At 69.5% G+C, this 22,869-nt stretch carries 17 protein-coding genes; 15 read left to right on the top strand and 2 right to left on the bottom strand.

All coding sequences use genetic code 11. The features are described 5' to 3' along the window. The first annotated feature begins 1 nt into the window (after position 1). Genes AC5JCN_RS21085 through AC5JCN_RS21075 form a run of 3 tightly spaced genes read left to right on the top strand, consistent with a single transcriptional unit; the run spans position 2 to position 2,262 of the window. Positions 2-1,057, top strand: coding sequence for a branched-chain amino acid ABC transporter permease (locus AC5JCN_RS21085; protein ID WP_495757050.1), 1,056 nt, complete (start codon positions 2-4; stop codon positions 1,055-1,057). Between the two features lie 24 nt (positions 1,058-1,081). Continuing rightward, complete coding sequence (locus AC5JCN_RS21080; protein WP_495757049.1) at positions 1,082-1,921, top strand: dioxygenase family protein; 840 nt, start codon at positions 1,082-1,084, stop codon at positions 1,919-1,921. Positions 1,922-1,929: 8 nt separating this feature from the next. Then, positions 1,930-2,262 carry a hypothetical protein gene (locus AC5JCN_RS21075; protein ID WP_495757048.1) on the top strand — a complete coding sequence of 111 codons (333 nt, stop codon included), beginning with the start codon at positions 1,930-1,932 and terminating at the stop codon, positions 2,260-2,262. Positions 2,263-2,447: 185 nt separating this feature from the next. Here AC5JCN_RS21075 and AC5JCN_RS21070 read toward each other — a convergent pair whose 3' ends face one another. After that, the gene (locus tag AC5JCN_RS21070; RefSeq protein ID WP_495757047.1) at positions 2,448-3,398 is read right to left on the bottom strand and encodes a LysR family transcriptional regulator; all 951 of its coding nucleotides are present in this window, start codon (positions 3,396-3,398) and stop codon (positions 2,448-2,450) included. 90 nt (positions 3,399-3,488) lie between these two features. Here AC5JCN_RS21070 and AC5JCN_RS21065 point away from each other — a divergent pair, with 90 nt between their 5' ends. Both AC5JCN_RS21065 and AC5JCN_RS21060 read left to right on the top strand, forming a co-directional pair. Continuing rightward, a complete protein-coding gene (locus AC5JCN_RS21065; RefSeq protein ID WP_495757046.1) occupies positions 3,489-4,562 on the top strand; it encodes a maleylacetate reductase in 1,074 nt (357 codons plus the stop codon). A 32-nt stretch (positions 4,563-4,594) separates the two neighbouring features. After that, positions 4,595-6,352, top strand: a complete 1,758-nt coding sequence (locus AC5JCN_RS21060; RefSeq protein ID WP_495757045.1) for an FAD-dependent oxidoreductase — start codon at positions 4,595-4,597, stop codon at positions 6,350-6,352. Positions 6,353-6,397: 45 nt separating this feature from the next. Here the strand turns inward: AC5JCN_RS21060 and AC5JCN_RS21055 are convergent, their stop codons facing one another. Beyond that, the gene (locus tag AC5JCN_RS21055; protein WP_495757044.1) at positions 6,398-7,552 is read right to left on the bottom strand and encodes an alpha/beta hydrolase; all 1,155 of its coding nucleotides are present in this window, start codon (positions 7,550-7,552) and stop codon (positions 6,398-6,400) included. 226 nt (positions 7,553-7,778) lie between these two features. Here AC5JCN_RS21055 and AC5JCN_RS21050 point away from each other — a divergent pair, with 226 nt between their 5' ends. The 10 genes from AC5JCN_RS21050 to AC5JCN_RS21005 all read left to right on the top strand — a co-directional run bounded on the left by AC5JCN_RS21050 (position 7,779) and on the right by AC5JCN_RS21005 (position 22,851). Then, positions 7,779-9,584, top strand: a complete 1,806-nt coding sequence (locus AC5JCN_RS21050) for an SLC13 family permease (protein ID WP_495757043.1) — start codon at positions 7,779-7,781, stop codon at positions 9,582-9,584. Positions 9,585-9,798: 214 nt separating this feature from the next. Beyond that, positions 9,799-10,800: a helix-turn-helix transcriptional regulator gene (locus AC5JCN_RS21045; protein ID WP_495757042.1), complete on the top strand. Its 1,002-nt coding sequence runs from the start codon at positions 9,799-9,801 to the stop codon at positions 10,798-10,800. Between the two features lie 5 nt (positions 10,801-10,805). After that, positions 10,806-11,990, top strand: a complete 1,185-nt coding sequence (locus AC5JCN_RS21040; RefSeq protein WP_495757041.1) for an MFS transporter — start codon at positions 10,806-10,808, stop codon at positions 11,988-11,990. Between the two features lie 172 nt (positions 11,991-12,162). Next, the gene (locus tag AC5JCN_RS21035) at positions 12,163-12,741 is read left to right on the top strand and encodes an HdeD family acid-resistance protein (RefSeq protein ID WP_495757040.1); all 579 of its coding nucleotides are present in this window, start codon (positions 12,163-12,165) and stop codon (positions 12,739-12,741) included. After that, complete coding sequence (locus AC5JCN_RS21030) at positions 12,738-13,823, top strand: efflux RND transporter periplasmic adaptor subunit (RefSeq protein WP_495757039.1); 1,086 nt, start codon at positions 12,738-12,740, stop codon at positions 13,821-13,823. Before AC5JCN_RS21035 ends, AC5JCN_RS21030 begins: the two co-directional genes overlap by 4 nt. Then, complete coding sequence (locus AC5JCN_RS21025) at positions 13,820-16,897, top strand: efflux RND transporter permease subunit (RefSeq protein WP_495757038.1); 3,078 nt, start codon at positions 13,820-13,822, stop codon at positions 16,895-16,897. The genes AC5JCN_RS21030 and AC5JCN_RS21025 overlap by 4 nt, the downstream gene beginning before the upstream one ends. Next, entirely contained in the window at positions 16,894-18,060 is a 1,167-nt protein-coding gene (locus AC5JCN_RS21020; RefSeq protein ID WP_495757037.1) for an efflux RND transporter periplasmic adaptor subunit, read from the top strand. The genes AC5JCN_RS21025 and AC5JCN_RS21020 overlap by 4 nt, the downstream gene beginning before the upstream one ends. Next, on the top strand, positions 18,057-19,610 hold the full coding sequence (locus AC5JCN_RS21015) for an AbgT family transporter (RefSeq protein ID WP_495757036.1): 1,554 nt from the start codon (positions 18,057-18,059) through the stop codon (positions 19,608-19,610). Before AC5JCN_RS21020 ends, AC5JCN_RS21015 begins: the two co-directional genes overlap by 4 nt. Positions 19,611-19,655: 45 nt before the next feature. Next, a complete protein-coding gene (locus AC5JCN_RS21010) occupies positions 19,656-21,155 on the top strand; it encodes a leucyl aminopeptidase (protein ID WP_495757035.1) in 1,500 nt (499 codons plus the stop codon). Between the two features lie 10 nt (positions 21,156-21,165). Then, on the top strand, positions 21,166-22,851 hold the full coding sequence (locus tag AC5JCN_RS21005; protein WP_495757034.1) for a hypothetical protein: 1,686 nt from the start codon (positions 21,166-21,168) through the stop codon (positions 22,849-22,851). The last annotated feature ends 18 nt before the right edge of the window (positions 22,852-22,869 follow it).

Genomic DNA, 22,869 nt, shown 5'->3' with positions numbered 1-22,869 from the left:
CATGACAGCCCCCCGCGCAGCAGGTCTCGGCGTCGCCATTCTCGCTCTCGGCGTGCTCTACGCGCTCCCTGTCATCGGGCCGCGCGCCGTGGTGCAGGACCTCTTCGGCATTCTCACGCTGCTCGTGCTCGCCATGAACTGGAACATGCTGGCGGGCTTCGCCGGCCTCGTCTCGGTCGGCCAGCAGGCGTCCGTCGGCATCGGCGCCTACGCCATGTTCGCCTGCATCATCCTGCTGAAGCTCGACCCTCTCGTTGGCGTGCTGGTCGGCGGGGTGGCGGCTGCCCTGTTCGCCATCCCGATGGCGTTCTTCGTCTTCCGGCTCAACGGCGCCTACTTCGCGATCGGCACCTGGGTGGTGGCCGACATCGTGAAGCTCGGCATCGGCCAGTGGAAGGCACTCGGCGGAGGCACGGGTACCTCGCTGCCCAAGGGAACGACGCGCGACATGTTCGGTGTCGACCTCGCCAAAGAGGCGCTGGGCGTCTCGGGCGCTGCCGCGGCTGACGCCGTGACCTACTGGCTGATGCTGACGCTCGCCGTCGTGCTGCTCATCGCCAGCTATGTCTTCCTGCGCTCGCGCATGGGGCTCGGCCTGCAGGCGATCCGCGACAACGAGAACGCCGCCCGCTCCGTCGGCGTCGATCCGCTGAAGCTGAAGGCATCGGTCTTCCTGCTGTCCGCCTTCGGGACGGGGATCTGCGGCGCGCTGGCGTTCATCCAGATCACGCGCGTCACGCCCGATGCCGCCTTTTCCGTGATCGACTGGACCGCCTTCGTCATCTTCATCACGGTCATCGGCGGCATCGGCACGCTGCCCGGGCCCATCGTCGGCGTCATCGTGTTCTACGCGCTGCAGCGCCTGCTCGCCGACTACGGCACGGTCTACCTGATCGTGCTCGGCCTGATCGGGATCGCGATCATGCTCTTTGCCCGCCGCGGTCTGTGGGGCCTGTTCACCGACCGGACGGGGCTCGACCTCCTGCCGCTCCGCCATGTGGCGCCCAGGGATCCCCCCGCCCCCGTCTTCCTCAAGTCCAGCCGCAAGGCCGCGTGAGCGGCCACTGCCGGAGGCAGAACGATGATCCACTATTTCACCGAGGACGCGTCCGTCGACACGGTCAATGCCAGGATGGGTGGCGACGTCAATCCGCGCCTGGCGGAGGTGATGGCCTGCCTCGTCAAGCACCTCCATGCCTTCGCCAAGGAGGTCCATCTCACCCAGGCGGAATGGGATCTCGCGGTCGAGTTCCTGACGAAGACCGGCCAGATCTGCTCGCAGGAACGCCAGGAGTTCATTCTCCTCTCCGACGTGCTCGGCTTCTCCATGCTGGTCGATGCGATCAACAACCGCCGCCCGCCCGGCGCGACGGAGAACACGGTGCTCGGCCCCTTCCATGTCGCCGACGCGCCCATCAGGGAGATGGGCGACACGGTCTGCCTCGACGGCAAGGGTGAGACCTGCCTGTTCGAGGGCAAGGTCATCGACGTCCACGGCCGCCCTGTCGCCGGCGCCTGCGTCGACGTCTGGTCCGACAATGCCGACGGCTACTACGATGTGCAGCAGCCGGGCGTGCAGCCGCGCTGGAACAATCGCGGGCGCTTCTTCACGGGGCCGGACGGGGGCTACCGCTTCCGCGGCATCAAGCCGACCTCCTACCCGATCCCGAATGACGGCCCGGTCGGCAAGATGCTGGGACATCTCGGCCGCCACCCCTATCGGCCCGCCCACATGCATTTCATCATCTCGGCGCCCGGGTTCCAGAACCTCGTCACCCACACCTTCGTCGGCGACGACCCCTACCTCACCTCCGACGCGGTGTTCGGTGTGAAGGGCACCCTCATCGCCCCCTACGAGCGCCTGGATGGCGCCGAGACGCAGTGGCGCTCCCCGTTCGACTTCGTGCTGACGCCTGCCTGAGGCCCTCGATGCCCAACCTCAAGATCTTCGTCGACGAGACGCTCTATCCCGAATGCCGGGACCGTCTTGCCGCGGCCATGGAGCCGATCCGCTCCATGCTCTGCGACGAACTGAAGGTGGACGCCCCGGCCTGCCAGTTCGCGCTGATGCCGGTGATGGCGATGGGCGACCTGCCGCGCGTCAACGCCGAGATGCAGGTCATGCCACGGCCGGAACGGACGCGGGACCACATGATCTCGGTGAGCCGGCGGCTGCAGGAGATGCTGAGGTCCGCGACGGGAACGCATGTCGCCGTCCGGGTGACGTCGCTCGATCCGCAGACCTACATCGCCCTGAAGTGAGGCTCCCATACCGGGACTGCCAGCGGCGCAACCCACTTCCGCTTCTCTCGCTGTCATCCCCGGCCGGAGCCGCGCAGCGGCGGAGGGGAAGGGGATCCAGGGGTCATAACGAACAGGCCTGGATCCGCCTTCCCGTCCGGCTTTGCCGGCCGCCGGGGATGACACCATTGGGGCAGGGCGTACGCTCAACCGCGACGGCGGGTGACCTGCTGCTCGTGCTGCATGCGCGCCTCCAGCAGCTTGAATTCTTCGGCGAGGAACTCCGCGAAGAGCCGCAGGGCCGGAGGCGACTGCCGGTCGGAGACGGTGAGCATGCCCAGGCGCCTGTCGGGATGCTCGATCTTCAGCGGCAGCGCCTCCAGACCGGCGGTCTTGCGCGACAGGAACACCACCGAGTACGGCAGCACGGTGAGCGAGTCCGAGCGGGCGAGCACGCTGACGATGGACGCGAAGGTGCCGCCGGAGAAGTTGACCCGGAAATCCTCCTTGCCGATCGACTTCAGCGCCCGCTGGAGATCTCGGAACAACGGGCTGTCGGCCGGGGGCGCGATCCATGGATAGGGCTCGAGGTCGGCCAACGTGATCGCCGCCCGGCCCGCAAGCGGGTGCACGGCGCGGCAGGCGACGACGTTACGCCCGGGCAAGAGGGGCACGAAGTGCATGTCCGACGGCACGGAGGCCGGATGCAGCGGCACGATCGCCATGTCGAGCGAGCCGTTGCGCAGGCTGCCGGCGAGCGTGTCGAAATAGCCGTAGGACTGCGCGATCTGCACCTCCGGATGGCGGTTGTGGAAGTCGGCGATCAGGGTGGAGACGACGCCGTCCATGAAGATCGGCGTGCCCGCGATGCGGATGCGTCCCGTGTGACCCTTGCGGTAGCTCTGGACGAGCCTGCTGGCCTCGCGGTTCAGGGCGTGGATGCGACCGCCGATGCGAGCCAGGCTTTCGCCCAGCTCGGTCGGGCGCAAGGGCCGCTTGCCGGGTTCGAACAGCGGGGCGCCGACCCGGTCTTCCAGCAGCGCCATGGTGCGCGAGACCGAGGGCTGCGATTTGCCGAGTGCGTCAGCACCCTCGGTGAGCCCGCCCTTCTCCACGATGAGGGCCAGGATCTCGAGGTGTTCGCTGTCGATCTTCATAGCTCAAGGTTATATTTAGGGCGAACGAACTGATCAATATCCCGGACCGCGCCGATTATGCTGATGCGGGAGAAAACAAGGGCGCGGGGAATGTCGCTGTTCCAGGAGGAGTTCGTCGCCACGAGCGCGGCCGTGCGGGTGCGCTTCGGCGCGGGTGCACGACGCGCCGTCGGCGACGAGATGGAGGCGCTGGGCGTCCGTCGCGCCCTGGTCCTGACCACCGCCCAGCAGGCAGCCACAGCGGACGAGTTCGCGGCGATGCTGGGCGAACGGTCCGCCGGCACCTTCACAGGGGCGGTGATGCACACGCCGGTCGCGGTGTCGGAGGAAGCGACCGAGGTCGCGCGACGGCTCGGGGCGGATTGCGTCGTCGCCGTTGGCGGCGGCTCGACGACCGGCCTCGGCAAGGCCATCGCGCTGCGGACCGACCTGCCGCAGATCGTGGTGCCGACCACCTATGCGGGATCCGAGGCGACGCCCATCCTGGGCCAGACCGAGGGCGGGCGGAAGACGACGATCACGTCCCCGAAGGTGCAGCCCGAGGTCATCCTCTACGACGCCGAGCTGGTGCGAACGCTGCCGGTCCCGATGACCGTCACCAGCGCCCTCAACGCCATGGCGCACGCCGCAGAGGGCCTCTACGCGCGCAACCGCTCGCCGATGTCGACCCTGATGGCGATCGAGGGGCTGCGCGCCTTCAGGGATGCTTTGCCGCGGGTCGTCGCCGAGCCGGCCGGCCTGAAGGCGCGCGGCGAGACCCTCTACGGCGCATGGCTCTGCGGGACGGTGCTGGGACAGGTCGGCATGGCGCTGCATCACAAGCTCTGCCACACGCTGGGCGGCTCCTTCGACCTGCCGCACGCCGAGACGCATGCGATCGTCCTGCCGCACGCCATCGCCTACAATGAGCACGCCGTACCCGACCTCCTCGCTCCGATCGCCGAGATCTTCGGCGCCGCGTCGGCCGGCGGCGCGCTCCATCATTTCGCGATGTCGATGAAAGCGCCGCTGGCGCTGCGCGACCTCGGCCTGAGGGAAGCCGACCTCGATCGCGCCGCGGACCTCGCGACCGAAAACCCCTACTGGAACCCGCGCCCCGTCGAACGGGACGCGCTGCGACGCCTGCTGCAGGCCGCATGGGCCGGAGAGCCACCGGCGGCCTGACATCAAACACGACACGGGAGGAACGACGAGCCATGGCCGACATCACGACCGAGGTGCTGATCATCGGAACCGGGCCGTCCGGCTCGGCCGCCGCCGCGCTGCTCTCGACCATGGGCGTCGAGAACATGGTGGTGAACCGCTACCGCTGGCTGGCCAACACGCCGCGCGCGCACATCACCAACCAGCGCGCCATGGAGGTGCTGCGCGATCTCGGCCGGGACGTGGAGGACGAGGCCTACCTCTTCGCCACGCACCAGGAGCTGATGGGCGAGAACATCTTCTGCGAGAGCCTGGCGGGCGAGGAAATCGGCCGCATGAAGTCGTGGGGCAACCATCCGCTGTCCAAGGCGGAGCACCTGATGTCCTCGCCGACGCAGATGAACGACCTGCCGCAGACCTTCATGGAGCCGCTGCTCTTCAAGACCGCCTGCTCGCGCGGCACGCAGGCCCGCATGTCCACCGAGTATCTGCGGCACGAGCAGGATCCGGGCGGCGTCACCACGGTCTGCCGCGACCGGCTGACCGGCAGGGAGGTGACGATCCGCTCGAAATACCTGATCGGGGCGGACGGCGGAAAGTCGCTGGTGGCGGAGCATGCCGGCCTGCCGTTCGAGGGCAAGATGGGCGTCGGCGGTTCGATGAACATCCTGTTCCGCGCCGACCTCTCCCGCTACGTCGCGCACCGGCCTTCCGTCCTCTACTGGGTGATGCAGCCCGGCGCCGACGTCGGCGGCATCGGCATGGGCCTCGTGCGCATGGTCCGGCCGTGGAACGAGTGGCTGATCGTCTGGGGCTACGACATCAACGGACCGGAGCCCGACGTTTCGCCGGAGTTCGCCACGGGCGTCGCCCGCCAGCTCGTCGGCGATCCCGATCTCGAGATCGAGCTGCTGTCGGCCAACACGTGGACGGTCAACAACCGCTACGCGACGCAGCTGTCGAAGGGCCGGGTGTTCTGCACCGGCGACGCGATCCACCGGCACCCGCCATCGAACGGGCTGGGGTCCAACACCTCCATCCAGGACAGCTTCAACCTCGCCTGGAAGCTCGCCATGGTGCTGAAGGGCCAGGCGGGGGAGAAGCTGCTGGACAGCTACAATGACGAGCGCGCTCCGATCGCCAAGCAGATCGTCACCCGCGCCAACCAGTCGATCGCGGAGTTCGGCCCGATTTTCGAGGCGCTTGGCATGTCGGAGGCGGTCGATCCCGTCCAGATGCAGAAGAACCTGGAGGCCCGCACGGCCGGGACCGAGGCGGCCGAACGCCAGCGCGACGCCATCCGCAAGGCGATCGCCTTCAAGAAATACGAGTTCGACGCGCATGGCGTGGAGATGAACCAGCGCTACCGCTCCGAGGCTGTCGTGACGGACGGGCAGATCGAGCCGGACTTCCAGCTGGATGCCGACCTGCACTACCAGCCGACCACATGGCCCGGGGCGCGGATCCCGCATGTCTGGGTGTATCGCTGGGACAACGGCGCGGAGGTCTCGACGCTGGATCTCTGCGGCCACGGGAAGTTCACCCTGCTGACCGGCCTCGGTGGCGAAGCCTGGGTGGAGGCAGCGCGGAACGCCGGCAAGGAGCTCGGCATCGAGATCGTCACGCACGTGATCGGGCCACGGCAGGTCTATGCCGATCACAGCGGCGACTGGGCGCGGGCGAGCGAGATCCGCGACAGCGGCTGCCTGCTGGTGCGGCCGGACCACCACGTCTGCTGGCGGTCCGTCGGACCCGCGCAGGCGCCTGCGGCCGAGCTCCTGCGGGTGCTCCGCAGCATCCTCGCCCGCTGACATCCAGCCCCCCGCTCCAGCCTTGCCGGGGCGCGCGGGGCGGACCTACTGCGGCTTGCCTGCCTGGAAGATGCGGATGGGAGCGGTGACCAGCGCGCCCGCAGCAGCGGCAACCGGGCCGTCGGCGCCGGCCAGAATGTCCGCATCCTCGTCGGTCACGACCTGGCCGGCGAGCAGGCGGTCGCCGATGAGGCGCACCACGGCGGGGCTCTGGGCGTAGAGATCGTGGTTGATGCGGTCGCCCGATCGCAGGGCGGACAGGTCGAGAATGGTCACCCCGGAGAGGCCGGCGAACTGCTCGCGGTATTGCTCCTGCGTGGGATCGATGGCGCCGAGCCGCGTCATGCCGCGCGTGAGGATGGCCGAGACCTGCAGGGCCCTGTCGCTGCTCGCCACGAACAGCGTCACCTGGGGACGCCGCGGCCCCATGTCCTCCAGCTGCCGGCGGAACACGCCGACGTCGAGGTCGGGAGCCGCCAGCACGAGGTTGCGGATCTTGGAGGGCACGCCATGGTGGGCAAGCCCGACCTGCCTCACCGCCTCCATCGCCACCCAGCTGCCGAGCGAGTGCGCGAGGATCGTGATCTCCCGGATCTCGGGAAGGGCGAGGGCCGTCTCGAGCAGCGCGCCGAGGTCCGATCGCGAATAACTCGCATTGTCGCTGTCGCGCTTGTAGTCGAGCAGCCGCCCGCGAGACGGCCAGGAGAAGAGAACGGGCGCGGCGGCAGCGTCCGTGTCGTGCGCGAGCTGGGCAAAGCGGAAGACCGCGCGCCCGAAGCTGGTATTGTAGCCGTGAACGAAGACGAAGAGGCGGCCCTGCCGCCCGGCATGACCCTTCAGCCAGTCCCGCACCTTGCTGCGGTCGATGCGCTCGGCGGCGAGTACAGCGAATTCCCGCGCCGGATCGGCCGGAGCCGAACGGGGCCATTGAAGCGTCCCGGGATCGCGCCCCGGGGGCAGTGACACGTCGAGCGCGGCGTAGGAGACGCCGTCGCCCCTGTCGCCGCCGAACAGCACTGCCGGGTCGTCATCGACGTCACGCGTCGTGGCGGCCAGCAGGTCGACCGTGGTGGCCGCGGGGTCGGGAGCGACAGGCGCCAGCAGGCGGCCGGGCGGCGACGAGCAGGCAGCCAACAGCGCGACGGCGAGGAGGACCAGCATCCCGGTGACTGTCCCGCGCTGCACCGGTCTCCTCGCCACGCACGTCTCCGCATCACAACCGATGCGAGCAAAGTAGCTGCCCAGCCGCGATCACGCCAGCGCGGGGACCGGCGTCGCGACGCTCGAACCACTCTGAGACGGCCGGCACAATCTGGGATTCTGTGCTCTTCAAGGCTGAACCTGAGCGATGCTATCGCTCAGCGTGTGGCAGCGCGGACCCCATGGCGTCCGCACCTGCCGCGTTGGGCAGCGGGAGGAACGAGGCGTGAGCCCCATCGCACTCACCGGCTTGATCGTTGCGGCGGCAGTCGTCCTCTTCGTCTGGAACCGGATCCCGGTCATCATCGTCGCCCTCGGCGTCGCGGTTGCACTGTGGGCGACTGGCGTGCTGCCGCTGTCGAAAGCCATGGCGGGGCTCGGCGATCCCTCGGTGATTTTCATCGCCACGCTGTTTGTCGTCAGCGCCGGGCTCGAGCGCACCGGTGTCACGACCTGGGCCGGCCAGCAGCTGATCGCCCGCGCCGGCGAGGACAGCCGGACCCGGCTCCTGGTGCTCACCGGCCTGCTCGTCTCCCTGTTGACGGCGATGATCAGCGTCAATGGCGCGGTGGCGGCGCTGCTGCCCGTGGTCGTGGTGATGGCCATGCGCCTGAAGCGCCCGACCTCGCAGCTGCTGATGCCGCTCGTCTTCTCGGCTCATGCGGGATCGATGCTGGCGCTCACGGGCACCCCCGTGAACGTGCTGGTGAGCAATGCCTCAGTCGAGGCCGGGTTGCCCCGCTTCGGCTTCTTCGAGTTCACGCTGGTCGGCGTCCCCCTTCTGGCAGGCACGCTGGCCATCATCGTCCTCTTCGGCGAACGCCTGCTGCCCAAGCGCAACGGGCCGTCCATGCCTGCGGACTTCAGCCGCCATGCCAGGACACTGGTCGAGCAGTACGGCCTCGCATCCGGCGTCTTCCAGCTGCGCGTTCGCGGCTCATGCCCCTATGTCGGACAGCCGGCGACGGCGGTCGACCTTGCCGGACGTGGCGGCCTGCAACTCATCGGCGTGCAGGAGCCGACCGCCGCACCGTTGCGCCGGCCCGTCGCCGAGGGCGACATGATCCTCGTCCGCGGCGAGGCGGACGCAGCGGCGGCCTACGCGGCCGACATGCACCTCGCCTTCCGCGAGGACGAGGCGGACGGCGCCGCCGACACGCTCTTCAACCGCAGCTCGGGCCTTGCCGAGGTGATGATCCCGCCGCGCTCCGCGATGATCGGCCAGAGCGTCTTCCCCGGCATGGTCACCGAGAGCGGCGACCTCATCATCATCGCCGTGCAGCGGCAGAACGAGGTGCTGGGCGAAGGCACGACCGTTCTTCAGGCGGGCGACACGCTTCTGCTGCAAGGCACGTGGAAGGCGCTCGACACGCATCTCAGCGATCCCGACGTGCTGGTCGTGAACTCGCCGGACGTCGTGCGCCGGCAGGCCGTGCCGCTGGGCGCAGGCGCCAAGCAGGCGATCGCGATCCTCCTGGTCATGGTCGTCCTGCTCGCCACCGGCGCCGTGCCGCCGGCCATCGCGGGCCTGCTCGCCGCGGGCGCGCTGATCCTGACCCATGTGGTCTCCGTCGAGCAGTCCTACCGGGCGATCGACTGGACGACGGTCATCCTCGTCGGCGCCATGATGCCGCTCTCCACCGCGATGCAGGAGACCGGTGCCGCCAAGCTGCTGGCCGAGGCTCTCGTCGGGGCCGTCGGAGACCACGGGCCAGTCGCGCTGCTGGCCGGCCTTTTCGTACTGACCGCCATCATGGGCCAGCTGATCAGCAACACGGCGACGGCGCTCATCGTGATCCCCATCGGCGTCGCCGCGGCGCAGAGCCTCGGCGTGTCTCCCCGCCCCGTCCTGATGAGCGTGGCCGTGGCGGCGGCGGGCGCATTCCTGACGCCCATCGCCACCCCCACCAACCTGATGGTGATGGGGCCGGGAGGGTACGTCTTCAGCGACTACTGGAAGCTCGGCCTGCCGCTGCTGCTGTGGTTCTTCGTGGTGTCGGTGTTCATCGTCCCGCTCATCTGGCGGTTTTGAGTTCTGTGCGATCCTGATGCGCGCAACACGGCCCGCAAACATGATAGCCACACCACCGTACAATAACAAATCTTAGCTAAATCGCTGACCTGAGACAATAAAGTACATTACGTGTTGCTCGGCCCCAGCTATGCTGTCGCAACAAGGCAGCAGGGACCACCGCGCTTGCTGGCGTTCCGCCTGTCACGATCAAGCCCGTTGAGCTGAGAGAACGATGGGATCGCACCCCGACGTTTCTGCCGAAAACGACCGTCCCCTGGCGATGCGGCAATTCTCGACACGCGGGCTGCATCGCCGGGACCAATTCGAGGCCTGGCGGGGCATGCTGTCGGGCATCGTGGAGCTCCTGCCGGCAACGGCGCCGGCGCCGGCTTTCCCCGCCGATGCCGACGAGTGGGTCTTCGGTGACCTCCGGTTCGCCCGCTACGAGCTCGGCGATGCGCCCGCCCGGGCATGGCGCCACCGGCCCAACCTGCACAGCGACGACTGGTGCCTCGTCATCGCCTGGCCCCACGATACCGTGACCCCGGTCGTGTCCTTCCGCTCTCTCGCGCTGCCCTTCGAGGGGCGCGGGCGGGATGGCCGGGTCTTTACGCTGCATCTCCCCCGCCGGGGCGACCCGCGCGAGGCGGCTGACCTCGACGAGGTGCACGGCAGCGTGATCCAATCCCCCATGGCGGCGTTGCTTACAGATTACCTCATGAGCCTTGCGGCGCGACTGCCCTTCCTGACGGAGGTACAAGCAGACGCATTGGCTGAACCGACACGCCAGCTTGTCGCGGGCTGCGTGGCGCCGGGCCGGTCCCGGAGCATGGAAGCAGACTCGCCGCTCTCCTCCCTGCTTCTCGACAGGGCGCGCCACGTCGTGCGGCAGAACATGGCTTCTCCGGATTTCGGACCGGGGCAGCTCGTCCGGCTGCTCGCCGTGTCCCGCTCCAAGCTCTACCGCGTGCTGGAGGAATCCGGCGGCGTGGCCGCCTTCATCCAGCGTGAGCGCCTGCACCAGGCGCGACGTCTGCTCAGCGATCCCACCGAGATGCGCTCGGTCAATCTCATCGCCGCCGAAGTCGGCTTCCTCGATCACTCGACGTTCAGCCGTGCCTTCCGCAAGGAGTTTGAGCTCAGCCCGAGCGAAGCGCGGGAGGTGGCACTGGCCCAGCGCGTGACGCGTTGGCAACCGCCGCGCACCGCGGCGGGCGGTGCGGCACAAGCCTGAGCGTCGTGCCCGCGATCGGCGCGGGTCCGCGCCTCACCCTCCTCTACGCCGTGCTGTTCTTCGAGCTCGGCGTCAACCTGCCCTTCTTCCCCGTGTGGCTGCAATCGCGGTCGCTCGACGCTGCGGAGATCGGCTTCGTCCTGGCGCTTCCCTTCGCCCTGCGGATCGTCGCCAATCCCGCCATCGCGGCGCTGGCCGACCTGACCGGCCGCATCCGCCCCGCCATCATCGCCTGCGCGTGCGCCGCCGCTGCCGGTTTTCTGCTCCTCCCGTTGGCCCACGGCCTCGCCGCAATCGCGCTGGTCGTCGGGCTCATCGCTCTCGCGCAGGGTCCACTGATCGCGCTCACCGATGCCGCGACGCTTCGCATCCTCGTCGGGCAGACATCCGCGGAGCGACGCTACGGCCGCATACGCCTGGCCGGTTCCGTCGCCTTCGCGGCGGCGAGCTTCGCCGGCGGTGCCATCGTCGCGGAGCGCTCGCCCGGCGCCGTCGTCACGCTGCTCGGCGCCGCGGCGCTGGCTGTCGCGCTTGCCACGCTGGCACTGCCGGAGGTGGGGAAGACGGCCACTCCGGCGGCCGGCACCGTCCCGGCGGCTGCGGCCACGGCGGGTTACGGTGTTCTGGCCCTTGCGGTCACCGGGCCGGCGCTGGTGCAGGCAAGCCATGCCGCGGTGTACGCCTTCGGCACTCTGCACTGGCAGTCGCTGGGCTATTCCGGCACGACGCTGGGCATCCTGTGGTCCCTCGGCATTGCCGGGGAGGTGCTGTTCTTCCTCATGGCCGGCACGATTGCGGCGGGCGATGCGGGCGCTCTGCGGCTGCTGAGCGCGGGGGCCGCCGCTGCTGCGCTGCGCTGGGCGGTGATGGCGTTCGATCCTCCCCTGGCGGTGCTGGCTCCGCTGCAGCTGCTGCACGGGCTGAGCTTCGGAGCCACGCATCTCGGCAGCGTGTTCCTTCTCGCCGCCATCGCTCCGCAGGCCGGGAAGGCCCAGGCGCAGGCCTGGCTTGCCGCCGTGTGGGCCATCGCGATGGCAGCTCTCACCAGCCTCTCGGGATTCATGTCGGACAGCTGGGGGCAGGGCATCTACTGGCCCATGGTGTTCGTAGCCCTCGCCGGGCTGGCGCTCGTACGGGGCGTCGCGGTGGCTCGCCGTGGCGCGGCCGCCATCCCTGCGACCTCGAGCTGAAGTTTGGGATCGTGCGCGCAGGATTGGGATTCTGAGCCGATCCAACCCCCCGGGGCCGTTGCTACCACGCTGAGCGAGGCCCAAAGCCGTCACCGGCTGGGCCGCAGGGGCAGGTGCCGGAGATTCCCATGGGTGTGTCGACCGCGTCGTTCGGGGCCGGGACTTGACGGCCATGGATGCGGCGGGACCCGTGGCCGAAGCCAATGCACCCGTCTCGCGCCGCTCGCGCGGGGTTCGGTTCATGGTGCTGGGCGCCATGCTCTTCGCCTTCGGCGTCCTCGCCATCCTGCTGCCTGACGCCGCGACGGCGGCCACCGGCACCGGGCTCGGCATTCTCGTCCTGCTCGGCGGTGTCGTCATCATCGCGCAGACCCTGCGCGACCGGACATGGCACGGCTTCCGCTGGCAGTTGCTGTTCGGGGCAGCCGAAGTGGTGGGGGGGCTGCTCATCATCGTCAAGCCGATGAAGGGCGCCGCGGCCATCGCCCTCGTCGTCACCGTCGTGCTTGCCGTGCAAGGCATCACGCAGCTCGGGCTCGGCCTGCGCATCAGGCCCGAGCGTGGCTGGTTTTGGCCGGTTGCGGCCGGCCTGGTCACCCTTGCGGTGGCGGTTGGGCTGGTGCTGCGCTTCCCCTACCCTTCCGTCGAAACCGCGGGCGAGATGGCCGGGCTCGCCATGGCGCTGGCCGGCCTGGCCTTCCTCGTCATGGGCGCCAGCTGGCTCGCACCACGCGGGGAGGCGGCGCGATGACCGGCTCCCTCTCCCGCATGGCCGCCGCCGTCGCACTCGCCACGCTGGCCGGTGCCTGTGGCGGGGACGACGGCACGACCGCGAAGGGTCCTGCCCGCCCTGTGCGGACGATAACGGTGGCGGCCGCCGAGGCAGGGGCCGTCACGACGTTCTCCGGCCGCATCGAGGCGGCCGACACGGTGTCCCTCGCCTTCCGCATCCCCGGCCGGGTCAGCGAGCGCCTCGCCGGGGTCGGCGCCGCGGTCAAGGACGGGCAGTTGCTGGCCAGGCTGGATCCCGAGACGGAGCTGAACGAGCTTCGCTCGGCTCGCGCGGCACTGGCTGCAACGGAGGGCGTGCTGCGTCAGGCGCAAGGCCGTTTCGAGCGCCAGTCCCACCTTCACCAGCGCGGGGTGACGTCCACCGCCGACCTGGAGGCGGCCGAGCAGGCCCGGAAGGCCGCCGGTGCCCAGGTCGAGGCGGCGGCCGCGCAGGTCCGCATCGCCGAGGACGTCGTCGGCTTCACGGAGCTGCGTGCCGACGCGCCGGGCGTCGTGACGGCCGTCGGGGCCGAGCCGGGCGAGGTCGTCCAGGCCGGCCGCATGGTGCTGCGGATGGCGCGCAGGGACGGACGCGACGCCGTCTTCGACCTTCCGGCGGATGCGCTCGACGCTTTCGGGCCTGACGAGCGGGTCAGCGTGCAGTCCGCGGCGGATCCTTCGGTGCGGGCGGCGGGCCGGGTTCGTGAGATCTCGCCGCAGGCCGACCCCGTGACCCGGCTGTTCCGCGTGCGCGTCGGACTGGCCGATCCTCCGACGGGACTGAACCTCGGCCAGTCCGTCCAGGGCTCTTTCTCGCCCGGGCCGTCCGGCGGGTTCACCATCCCGGCCACGGCACTCGTGCGAAGCGGTCCCGAGCCCGCCGTCTGGGTGGTCGATCCGCTGAAGGAGACCGTGGCGCTGCGGCCGGTGCAGGTGGAGCGGGACGACCCGGCGACGGTGGTGGTCGCCAAGGGTCTTGCGCCCGGCGACGTGGTGGTGACCGCCGGCGTCAACGGCTTCCAGCCCGGACAGAAGGTGCGACTGGCGGGGGTTGAGCCGTGAAGCGTTTCAACCTCTCTGACTGGGCACTGCGCCACACCTCCCTCGTCGTCTACCTGATGATCGTGGCGGTGGCCGCGGGCGTGCTTGCGTTCAACCGCCTTGGGCGCGCCGAGGACCCCTCCTTCGTCATCAAGACCATGGTCGTCTCGGCTGCGTGGCCCGGCGCGACCCAGGAGGACATGCTGAAGCAGGTGACCGAGCGGCTGGAACGCACGCTCGAGGAGACGCCCGACGTCGACTTCCTGCGCAGCTACACGACGCGCGGCATCACCACGATCTTCGTCAACCTGAAGCAGTCGGTGCCCGGCGCGCGGGTGCAAGGCATCTGGCAGGAGGCTCGCAACCTCGTCGGCGACATGCGCCACACTCTGCCGCAGGGCGTGCTGGGGCCGTTCTTCAACGACCGCTTCGGCGACACGTTCGGCATCATCTACGGCTTCACCTCCGATGGCTTCAGCCGGCGCGAACTGCGGGACCGGGTCGAGGACATCCGCTCCGACCTGCTGCAGGTGCCGGACGTCTCCAAGATCGACATCATCGGAGCGCAGGACGAGCGGATCTTCATCGAGTTCTCGACGCAGGAACTGGCGCGGCTCGGCATCGATCGCGGCGCGCTGATCGCCGCGCTGCAGAGCCAGAACGTCGTGCGCCCGTCCGGCAGCGTCGACACCGACAAGGAGCGCCTGACGGTGCGGGTATCCGGCGCCTTCTCCGGCGAGGAGGACTTGCGCAACTTCAGCTTCGCGGTCGGCGACCGGATGGTTCGCCTCGCCGACATCGCCACGATCCGGCGCGGCTTCGCCGACCCGTCCCAGCCGATGTTCCGCGTCAACGGAAAAGAGGCCATCGGGCTGGCCATCGCCATGCGCGACGGCGGCGACATCCTTTCGCTCGGCAAGGCCGTCAAGGAGGCGATGTCCCGCGTCCAGGCCGACCTGCCGCACGGCATCGAGGCGACGCTCGTCGCCGACCAGGCGGTGACGGTGGACCACGCCATCGCCGACTTCATGACGTCGCTCTGGCAATCCGTCGCGATCATTCTCGTCGTCAGCTTCATCGCGCTCGGCGTGCGCGCGGGTCTCGTGGTGGCGCTCGCCATCCCGCTGACGCTCGCCATTGTCTTTGCGCTGATGGACCTCGCCCATATCGACATGCAACGCGTGTCGCTGGGCGCGCTGATCATTGCGCTGGCGCTGCTCGTCGATGATGCGATGACGACGACGGACGCCACAGTCTCGCGGCTGGCAGCGGGCGAACCCAAGCGCGAGGCGGCGACGTTCGCCTTCCGCCACTACGCCATGGCGATGCTGGCCGGGACCCTCGTCACGATCGCGGGCTTCGTGCCGATCGGCTTCGCGGCGAGCTCGGCCGGCGAATACACCTTCTCGCTCTTCGCGGTCGTCAGCATCGCGCTGATCGTGTCGTGGTTCGTGGCCGTCGTGTTCGCGCCGGTGCTGGGCGTCGCCATCCTGAAGCCGCCGGCCCAGACGGGAACGTCCGAGGGCGGCCTGGTGAAGGCCTTCCGAGGCCTGCTCGCCACCGCAATAAATATGCGATGGATCACGATCGCGGCGACGCTCGGCCTGTTCGTGCTGGCGCTGCTCGCCCTGCCGCTGGTGCCGCGCCAGTTCTTCCCGGCCTCCGACCGCACGGAACTCCTCGTCGACCTCCGCCTGCCGCAGGGCGCCTCGATGCAGGCGAGCGAGGATGTCTCAGCCCGTTTCGACGCTCTGCTCAAGGGCGATCCCGACGTCGACCGCTGGAGCACCTATGTCGGGCAGGGTGCCATCCGCTTCTACCTGCCGCTGAACGCGCAGCTGCCCAACCCCTTCTTCAGCCAGGCCGTCGTGGTGGCGAAGGACGTCGATGCCCGGGACAGGCTGCAGAAGAAGCTCGAGACGAAACTCGCCACCGACTTCCCCGGACTCGTCACCCGGGTCTACCCGCTGGAACTCGGGCCGCCCGTCGGCTGGCCGGTCCAGTACCGTATCAGTGGTCCGGATATCGCCAAGGTACGCGACACCGCGATGCAGGTGGCACAGGTCGTGGCGGGGAACGGGGCGATCAAGCAGGTCGCCTTCGACTGGATCGAGCCCTCGCGCGAACTTCGCCTGCGCGTCGACCAGGACGAGGTCCGCCGCCTCGGCCTCAGCTCGCAAGCCGTCGCGGCCGCGCTGGGGACGGCGCTGACGGGAGCCCCGATCACGCAGGTCCGCGACGACATCTACCTCGTCGACGTGGTCGCCCGGGCCAGGGACGACGAGAGAGCGACGGTGGAGACGCTGCGCTCCCTGCAGGTCGCCACCCCTTCCGGCCGAACCGTGCCGCTCTCGCAGTTCGTCACCTTCGAGTACGGCCAGGACTACCCGCTCGTGTGGCGGCGCGACCGCGTGACGACACTTACCGTGGAGGCGGACATCCGTCCCGGCACGCTGCCCGACCCCGTGGTGGCGCAGATCGAGCCGGCCCTCGCCAAGCTGCGCGCCAGCCTGCCGGCGGGGTACCGCATCGACACCGGCGGCACGGTGGAGGAGAGCGCCAAGTCGCAGGCTTCCGTCGTCGCCGTCGTCCCGCTGATGATCTTCCTGATGCTCACCGTGCTGATGGCGCAGCTGCAGAGCTTCGGCCGGCTCGCGGTCGTCGTCAGCATCGCGCCGCTCGGCCTCATCGGCATCGTCCTGGCCCTGCTGGTCTTCAACCGGCCGCTCGGCTTCGTCGCCATCCTCGGCGTGCTCGCCCTGATCGGCATCATTATCAAGAACGCCGTCATCCTCGTCGGCCAGATCGAGGCCGAGCGGGAAGCGGGCAAGACGGTCAAGCAGGCCGCCATCGACGCCAGCACCACGCGCTTCCGACCGATCATGCTCACGGCCGTCTCGACCGTGCTGGGCATGATCCCGATTGCGCCGACCGTGTTCTGGGGGCCGATGGCCTTCGCCATCATGGGCGGGCTGCTGGTGGCCACGCTGCTAACCCTCGTCTTTCTGCCGACGCTCTACGTCACAGCCTTCGAACGCGGGGAGACAGCTCCGCCCGCGCCCGCGCCGACCGAACCCGCGGAGGCGACGCCATGAGCCGCTTGGCCAAGAGCCGCTCCATGCGCGCCGCGCTCCTCCTTGCCGCGGCGATGCCATTGCTCTCCGCCTGCGGTGACGGCCAGGACGACGAGGCGGCCAGGGGCCGCCCCGTCGGCGTGGTCGTCGTCGAGCCGGCGACGCTCACCGAGGAGGTGCGCGTCACGGGCGACATCCAGGCCCGCAAAGACGTGGAGGCGGCCTTCCGGATCGGTGGGCGCGTCATCGAGCGCAAGGCCGAGATCGGCGCGCGCCTCGCCGCCGGCGATTTGATCGCCCGCCTTGATCCCGCGACCGAGGAGAACGCCCTGAAGGCAGCCCGCGCGACGCTCACCGCGGCGCGTGGCGAGGTCTCCACGGCGCGCAACAGCTACGAGCGCCAGGAGCGACTGCTGGCCCAGGGCTTCACCACCCGGCCACGCTACGACCAGGCCCGGCAGGACTACGAGACTGCCCTCGCCCGGCTGGAGGACGCCGAGGCCCGGGCCGACGCGACGCGCGACCGGCTCGGCTTCACCGAGCTGAAGGCCGATGCGGCCGGCACCGTGACCGCAATCGGCGCCGAGCCGGGCGAGGTCGTGCAGCCCGGCCAGATGGTGGTCCGCATCGCGCGGGACGATGGCCGCGACGCGGTGGTGGAGGTGCCAGCCGCCCTTCTGCAGTCGGGTTCCTCGGCCAAGGCCGTGCGCGTTTCGCTGGTGTCCGATCCGTCGGTGACCGCCGCGGGCCGCGTGCGCGAGGTGTCGCCCGAGGCCGATCCGGTGACGCGAACCTTCCGCGTGCGCATAGGCCTCGAGGATCCGCCCGAGGCAATGCGCCTCGGCGCACCCGTGACCGCGGCGGTCGATCTCGCGTCCAACGTGGTGGTCGCCATCCCGGCCTCGGCGCTGACCGCCGCGGGACCGGCGCCTGCCGTGTGGGTCGTCGATCCCGCCACTTCGGCCGTCGCCCTGCGCCCTGTCGAGATCCTCCGTTTCGAAACGGGCCGGGCCATCGTGGCCGAGGGCCTGGAGCCCGGCGACATCGTCGTCACGGCGGGAACGCAGGCCCTGCATCCGGGGCAGAAGGTGCGCACGCCGGACCAGACGAAGCCAGATGAAAACGGCGACAGGAAAGCCAAGAGCGCCTCTTCAGAGAACACCGTCACGGAGGTCAGGGGATGAAGGCCGGAAGCGAGGCCGCGCAGGGCGAAAAGTCTGCGATGCAGAAGATGCTCGACGCGGTCGAACGCGTCGGAAACATGGTCCCGCATCCGGTGGTGATCTTCCTGATCCTCATCGCGGTCGTGATCGTGCTGTCGGCAGTGCTCTCCATCTTCGGCACGTCGGTGACGATCGAGGCCATCAATCCCGACACGAACAAGATCGAGCAGTCGACGACGCACATCCGGAGCCTGCTCAGCATCGAGGGCATCCGCTTCCTCTATTCGTCGCTCATCCCGAACTTCATGAGCTTCACGGCCGTCGGCCTGATGATCGGCGCCATGATCGGTGCCGGCGTCGCCGAGGCCTCGGGCATGGTCAATTCGCTCATCCGCAAGCTCGTGCTGGTGTCGCCGGCCTGGGCGCTGACCTACATCCTCGCCTTCGTCGGCATCATCTCCAGCATCGCCGCCGACGCCGGCTACCTCGTTCTGATCCCGCTTGCCGGCGTGGCCTATATGAGCGTCGGACGCCATCCTCTTGCCGGCCTGGCGCTGGGTTTCGCAGCGGTGGCGGGCGCCTTCACGATCAACATGCTGATCAAGCCGCTCGACGCGGTGCTTGTCGAGTTCACCAACGACGCCGGCCGGCTCGTCAACCCGAACACGAATATCGGCCTCGCCGCGAATTTGTGGTTCTCCATCGCCTCCGTGCTGTTCCTCACGGTCATCATCGCCTTCATCACCGACCGGGTGATCTCGCCCCGGCTCGGCGTCTACGACCCCAAGGACAGCCAGGTCGAAACCAAGACGGGCGCCGGCCTGTCCGATGCCGAGTCGAAGGGCCTGCGTTACGCGCTCTTCGGGCTGATCGGCGTCGCCGTCGTCTTCGCGCTGCTGACGCTGCCGCCGGGTGCGCCGCTGCGCAACCCCATGACAGGCGAGCTCATCGGCAACTCGCCCTTCATGAACGGCCTGATCGGCCTGATCATGATCACCTTCCTGACCACGGGCTGGGCCTACGGTGTCGGCGCAGGCACGCTGAAGACCCTGACCGACGTCATCAAGGCCATGGAGAAGGCGGTGACGGGTCTCGGCCCCACCATCTTCCTGCTCTTCGTGCTCAGCCAGTTCGTGGCCTATTTCACCTATACGAACATCGGCACGATCATGGCGCTCAGCCTGTCTGACGTGCTGCAATCCGCCAATATCGGCGCGCTGCCGCTGCTGCTCGGCTTCATCGTCGTGGTCGCCCTCATCGACCTGCTGCTGACCGGCGCCATCGCGAAATGGGCCATCTTCGCGCCCGTCTTCGTGCCGCTGCTGATGAAGCTCGGCGTCGAGCCGGAGGCGGTGCTCGCGGCCTATCGCGTCGGCGACTCGCCAATGAATGCCATCACGCCCCTCAACGCCTATTTCGCGGTCGTCGTCGGCTTCATGCAGAAATACGACAAGTCCGCCGGCGTCGGCACGGTTGTGGCGCTGATGCTGCCCTACGTCGTCACGATGTTCGTGCTCTGGACGGCCCTGTTCGCAGCCTGGAAGGCCCTCGGCCTGCCCTGGGGCCTCTGACGCATCGAAGCGCCGCAGGATCTCTCCCACACTCGCGAGATCGCCATGGACGTCACCCTCGCCGGCGGGACACTGGAAACGCTCCACACCGGGCTTGCGGTGGTGACGACCCATACCGGGCCGGGCAACCCGCTCGGAGGCACGGGGGCGGCGCTGGACCGGCTGGCGAGCGGTACTCTCTCGCGGGCGCTGGCCGCGGGGGATCTCGCCGCGAAGCCGGGCTCCAGCCTGCTCCTCGCGGGTGTTCCCGGCCTGTCCTGCGAGCGCATTCTGCTGGTGAGTGCGGGACCGGCCGGTGCGGCAGGTGACGATGCCTTCCGTGCCGCGATGCGCGCCGCCGCGAGCGCCCTGGCGGCATCGCCGGCGCGTGACGCCGCCATTGCGCTGGGCGATCTGCAGGTAAAGGGACGCGACATCGTGTGGCAGGTGCGCGAGGCGACGCGCATCCTCGCCGAGTCCGCCTACCGCTTCGCCCTGCCCGGCCGGCCGGCCCGCGGCCCTGAAAGGAGTATCGGCAGCGTGTTGCTGGTGCTGCCGGGTTCATTGACGGGGGCGCAGGCGTCCGCGCATCGGCAGGGGCTCGCCATTGCCGAAGGGGTAAAGCTCGCCCGCACGCTCGGCGACCTGCCCGGCAATGTCTGCAACCCCGCCTATCTCGCCACCGTGGCCCGCGACATGGCGAGCGATCTTCCGCTCGAGGTGGATGTGCTGGAGAGGCCGCAGGTCGAGGCGCTCGGCATGGGTGCCTTCCTTGCCGTGGGCAGGGCCTCGGCGAATCCGTGCCGTCTCATTGTGCTCCGCCACCGCGGCGGCATGGACGATTCCCCGCCAGTGGTCCTCGTCGGCAAGGCGGTCACCTTCGACACCGGCGGCGTCTCGCTGAAGCCGGGAGCCGGGATGGACGAGATGAAATTCGACATGAGCGGCGGCGGCGCGGTGCTGGGCGCCATGCTGACGACTGCGCGGCTCGGCCTGCCCGTCAACGTCGTCGGCATCGTCGCTGCGGCGGAAAACATGCCGGGCGGTGAGGCGACCCGCCCCGGGGATGTCGTCGTCACCATGTCGGGCAAGACGGTCGAGATCCTGAACACCGACGCCGAAGGCCGCCTGCTGCTCTGCGACACGCTCACCTATGCCGAGCGGTTCTCGCCGGCGGCGGTCGTCGACGTCGCCACACTGACCGGCGCCTGCGTGATCGCCCTGGGCCGTCATCCGCACGGGCTCTTCGCCAATGACGATGGGCTCGCCGGCGAGCTGCTCGCAAGCGGAGAGGCGGCGGGCGACCGGGCGTGGCGGCTGCCGCTGTGGGACGATTATCTCGACCAGCTCGACAGCAACTTCGCCGACCTCGCCAATATCGGCGGCCAGCCGGCGGGTGCGGTCACCGCGGCCGTGTTCCTGTCGCGCTTCGCCCAGGCTTTCCCATGGGCCCACCTCGATATCGCCGGGACGGCCGCCCTGTCGGGACCCGCCAAGGGCTCGACCGGCCGGCCCGTGCCGCTGCTGGCCGAGTTCCTGATGCGGCGCGCCGCCGCGGCGGGCTGAGCCGCACGACGTGACCGGCCAGACCCTCGCCGCCTTCGAACCCCTGCTGCCGGCCGAGCGCGTCATCGTCGCGGAGCTGCGCAGCGGCGACTTCGACCGGCTTGGCGACGGCACCCGGCCGGAGGGGCCGGCCGAAGACCGGGTCGTCCGGGCTCAGTTCCTGCGCTTTCTGCTGCTCGGCGGCGAGGGCGAGGTCCGCCTCCACGAGAAGGGTGTGCGGGTCAGCGGCGGCTTCATCTCAGGGGCCCTCGACCTTGAAGGGTGCCGCGTGCCGCGCGACATCGGCCTCAAGGACTGCCGCTTCGACGCACCGGTGCTGCTGCGCTCGGCCGTGATCGACAATCTTTTCCTCGACGGCTCGGCTGTCCCGGGGATCGATGCCGACAGGCTGGAGGCGCGCGGCGGGGTGACGCTGCGGGGCGCCGACATCGCCGGCACGCTTTCCCTGGCGGGCGCCACGCTGGGCGGCGAGCTCTCCTGCGACGGCGCCACCCTGCGCCTTCCGCGCGAGACCGTGCTGGCAGCCCCCGGCCTGCGCGCCAGCGCCGTCCTGCTGCGCGGCACGACCGTCGAAGGCGGTCTCGACCTGCAGGGTGCGCGCCTGGAGGCCGGCGTCGAGGGCCAGGGCCTCACCATCGAGCAGCCGGAAGGCATCGCGCTGAACGCGGCCTCGCTCGAGGCGGGCGGCAATGTCTCACTGCGGCTGGCGACCATCTCGGGCACGGTCAGGCTCTCCGGCGCGGCGATCGAGGGCGATCTCGATTGCCGGGGGGCGACGCTGTCGGCCTCCACCGGGGATGCCCTCGACCTCGGCCGCGCACAGGTGCAGGGCGGGTTCCTGCTGCGGGACGGCGCCAGTGTGACGGGTGTGCTCGACCTCACCGGCGCCGGGATCGGAACGCTTCACGACGACTATCCGGCGTGGCCCGGCCCGGGGGACCTGCTGCTCAACCGCTGCATCTACGGCGCCTTCATCGACGGGCCGGTCGACGCGCGGGGACGGATCGATTGGCTTTCCCGGCAGACGCCGGGCCGCTGGAAGGAGGATTTCTGGCCGCAGCCCTACGAGCAGCTGGCCAGCGTCTTCCGCGAGATGGGCCACGAGGAAGACGCGCGCCGCGTGCTGATGGAGAAGGAACGGCTGCAGCGTGCGGCGCGGCGGGCGCGCACGCGCCGGCCGCTCTGGCGCTTCGCGCTGGCGGCCAAGGACGCCGTGCTCGGCGTCACGCTCGGCTATGGGCGCCAGCCGCTTCTCGCCTTCGTCTGGCTGTTCCTGTTCTGGCTGGTCGGGGTCGGCGTCTTCGCTCATGCAGACACGGTGGGATCGCTGAAGCCCAACAGCGCGGTCGTCCTGCGATCGGCCGAATGGACGGGCTGCCGCATGCCGCAGGGCACGTCGGTCGAGCTGCCGGGTGGCGCGACGGTGCCAGGCCGCGCCAGGCCGGGGCAGCCACAGTTGCACTGCTACCGCGAGCAGTTCGAGGCGCTGAGCTATCCGGAGTTCAACGCCTGGATGTTCTCGCTGGACGCACTGTTCCCGGTCTTCGAGATCGGCCAGCGCGACTTTTGGCGCCCGGATCCGGCGCAGCCCTTCGGCGGCGTGACGATCACATATTTCTACCTGGAGTCGGTGGTGGGCTGGGCACTCAGCCTGCTTGCGGTTGCCGGCTTTTCCGGGTTGGTGAAGTCGCGCTGACGGCGCGAGCGGGACCGG

Source organism: Alsobacter sp., from assembly GCF_059501845.1.
This window is presented reverse-complemented; position numbering and strand designations above follow the sequence as displayed.

Bases quoted from the DNA above. Each gene is read 5' to 3' on its own strand.
- AC5JCN_RS21065 (WP_495757046.1), top strand. From the start codon at position 3,489: ATGTCGCTGTTCCAGGAGGAGTTCGTCGCCACGAGCGCGGCCGTGCGG.
- AC5JCN_RS21080 (WP_495757049.1), top strand. From the start codon at position 1,082: ATGATCCACTATTTCACCGAGGACGCGTCCGTCGACACGGTCAATGCC.
- AC5JCN_RS21075 (WP_495757048.1), top strand. From the start codon at position 1,930: ATGCCCAACCTCAAGATCTTCGTCGACGAGACGCTCTATCCCGAATGC.
- AC5JCN_RS21035 (WP_495757040.1), top strand. From the start codon at position 12,163: ATGGATGCGGCGGGACCCGTGGCCGAAGCCAATGCACCCGTCTCGCGC.
- AC5JCN_RS21045 (WP_495757042.1), top strand. From the start codon at position 9,799: ATGGGATCGCACCCCGACGTTTCTGCCGAAAACGACCGTCCCCTGGCG.
- AC5JCN_RS21030 (WP_495757039.1), top strand. From the start codon at position 12,738: ATGACCGGCTCCCTCTCCCGCATGGCCGCCGCCGTCGCACTCGCCACG.
- AC5JCN_RS21070 (WP_495757047.1), bottom strand. From the start codon at position 3,398: ATGAAGATCGACAGCGAACACCTCGAGATCCTGGCCCTCATCGTGGAG.
- AC5JCN_RS21085 (WP_495757050.1), top strand. From the start codon at position 2: ATGACAGCCCCCCGCGCAGCAGGTCTCGGCGTCGCCATTCTCGCTCTC.
- AC5JCN_RS21010 (WP_495757035.1), top strand. From the start codon at position 19,656: ATGGACGTCACCCTCGCCGGCGGGACACTGGAAACGCTCCACACCGGG.
- AC5JCN_RS21060 (WP_495757045.1), top strand. From the start codon at position 4,595: ATGGCCGACATCACGACCGAGGTGCTGATCATCGGAACCGGGCCGTCC.
- AC5JCN_RS21015 (WP_495757036.1), top strand. From the start codon at position 18,057: ATGAAGGCCGGAAGCGAGGCCGCGCAGGGCGAAAAGTCTGCGATGCAG.
- AC5JCN_RS21020 (WP_495757037.1), top strand. From the start codon at position 16,894: ATGAGCCGCTTGGCCAAGAGCCGCTCCATGCGCGCCGCGCTCCTCCTT.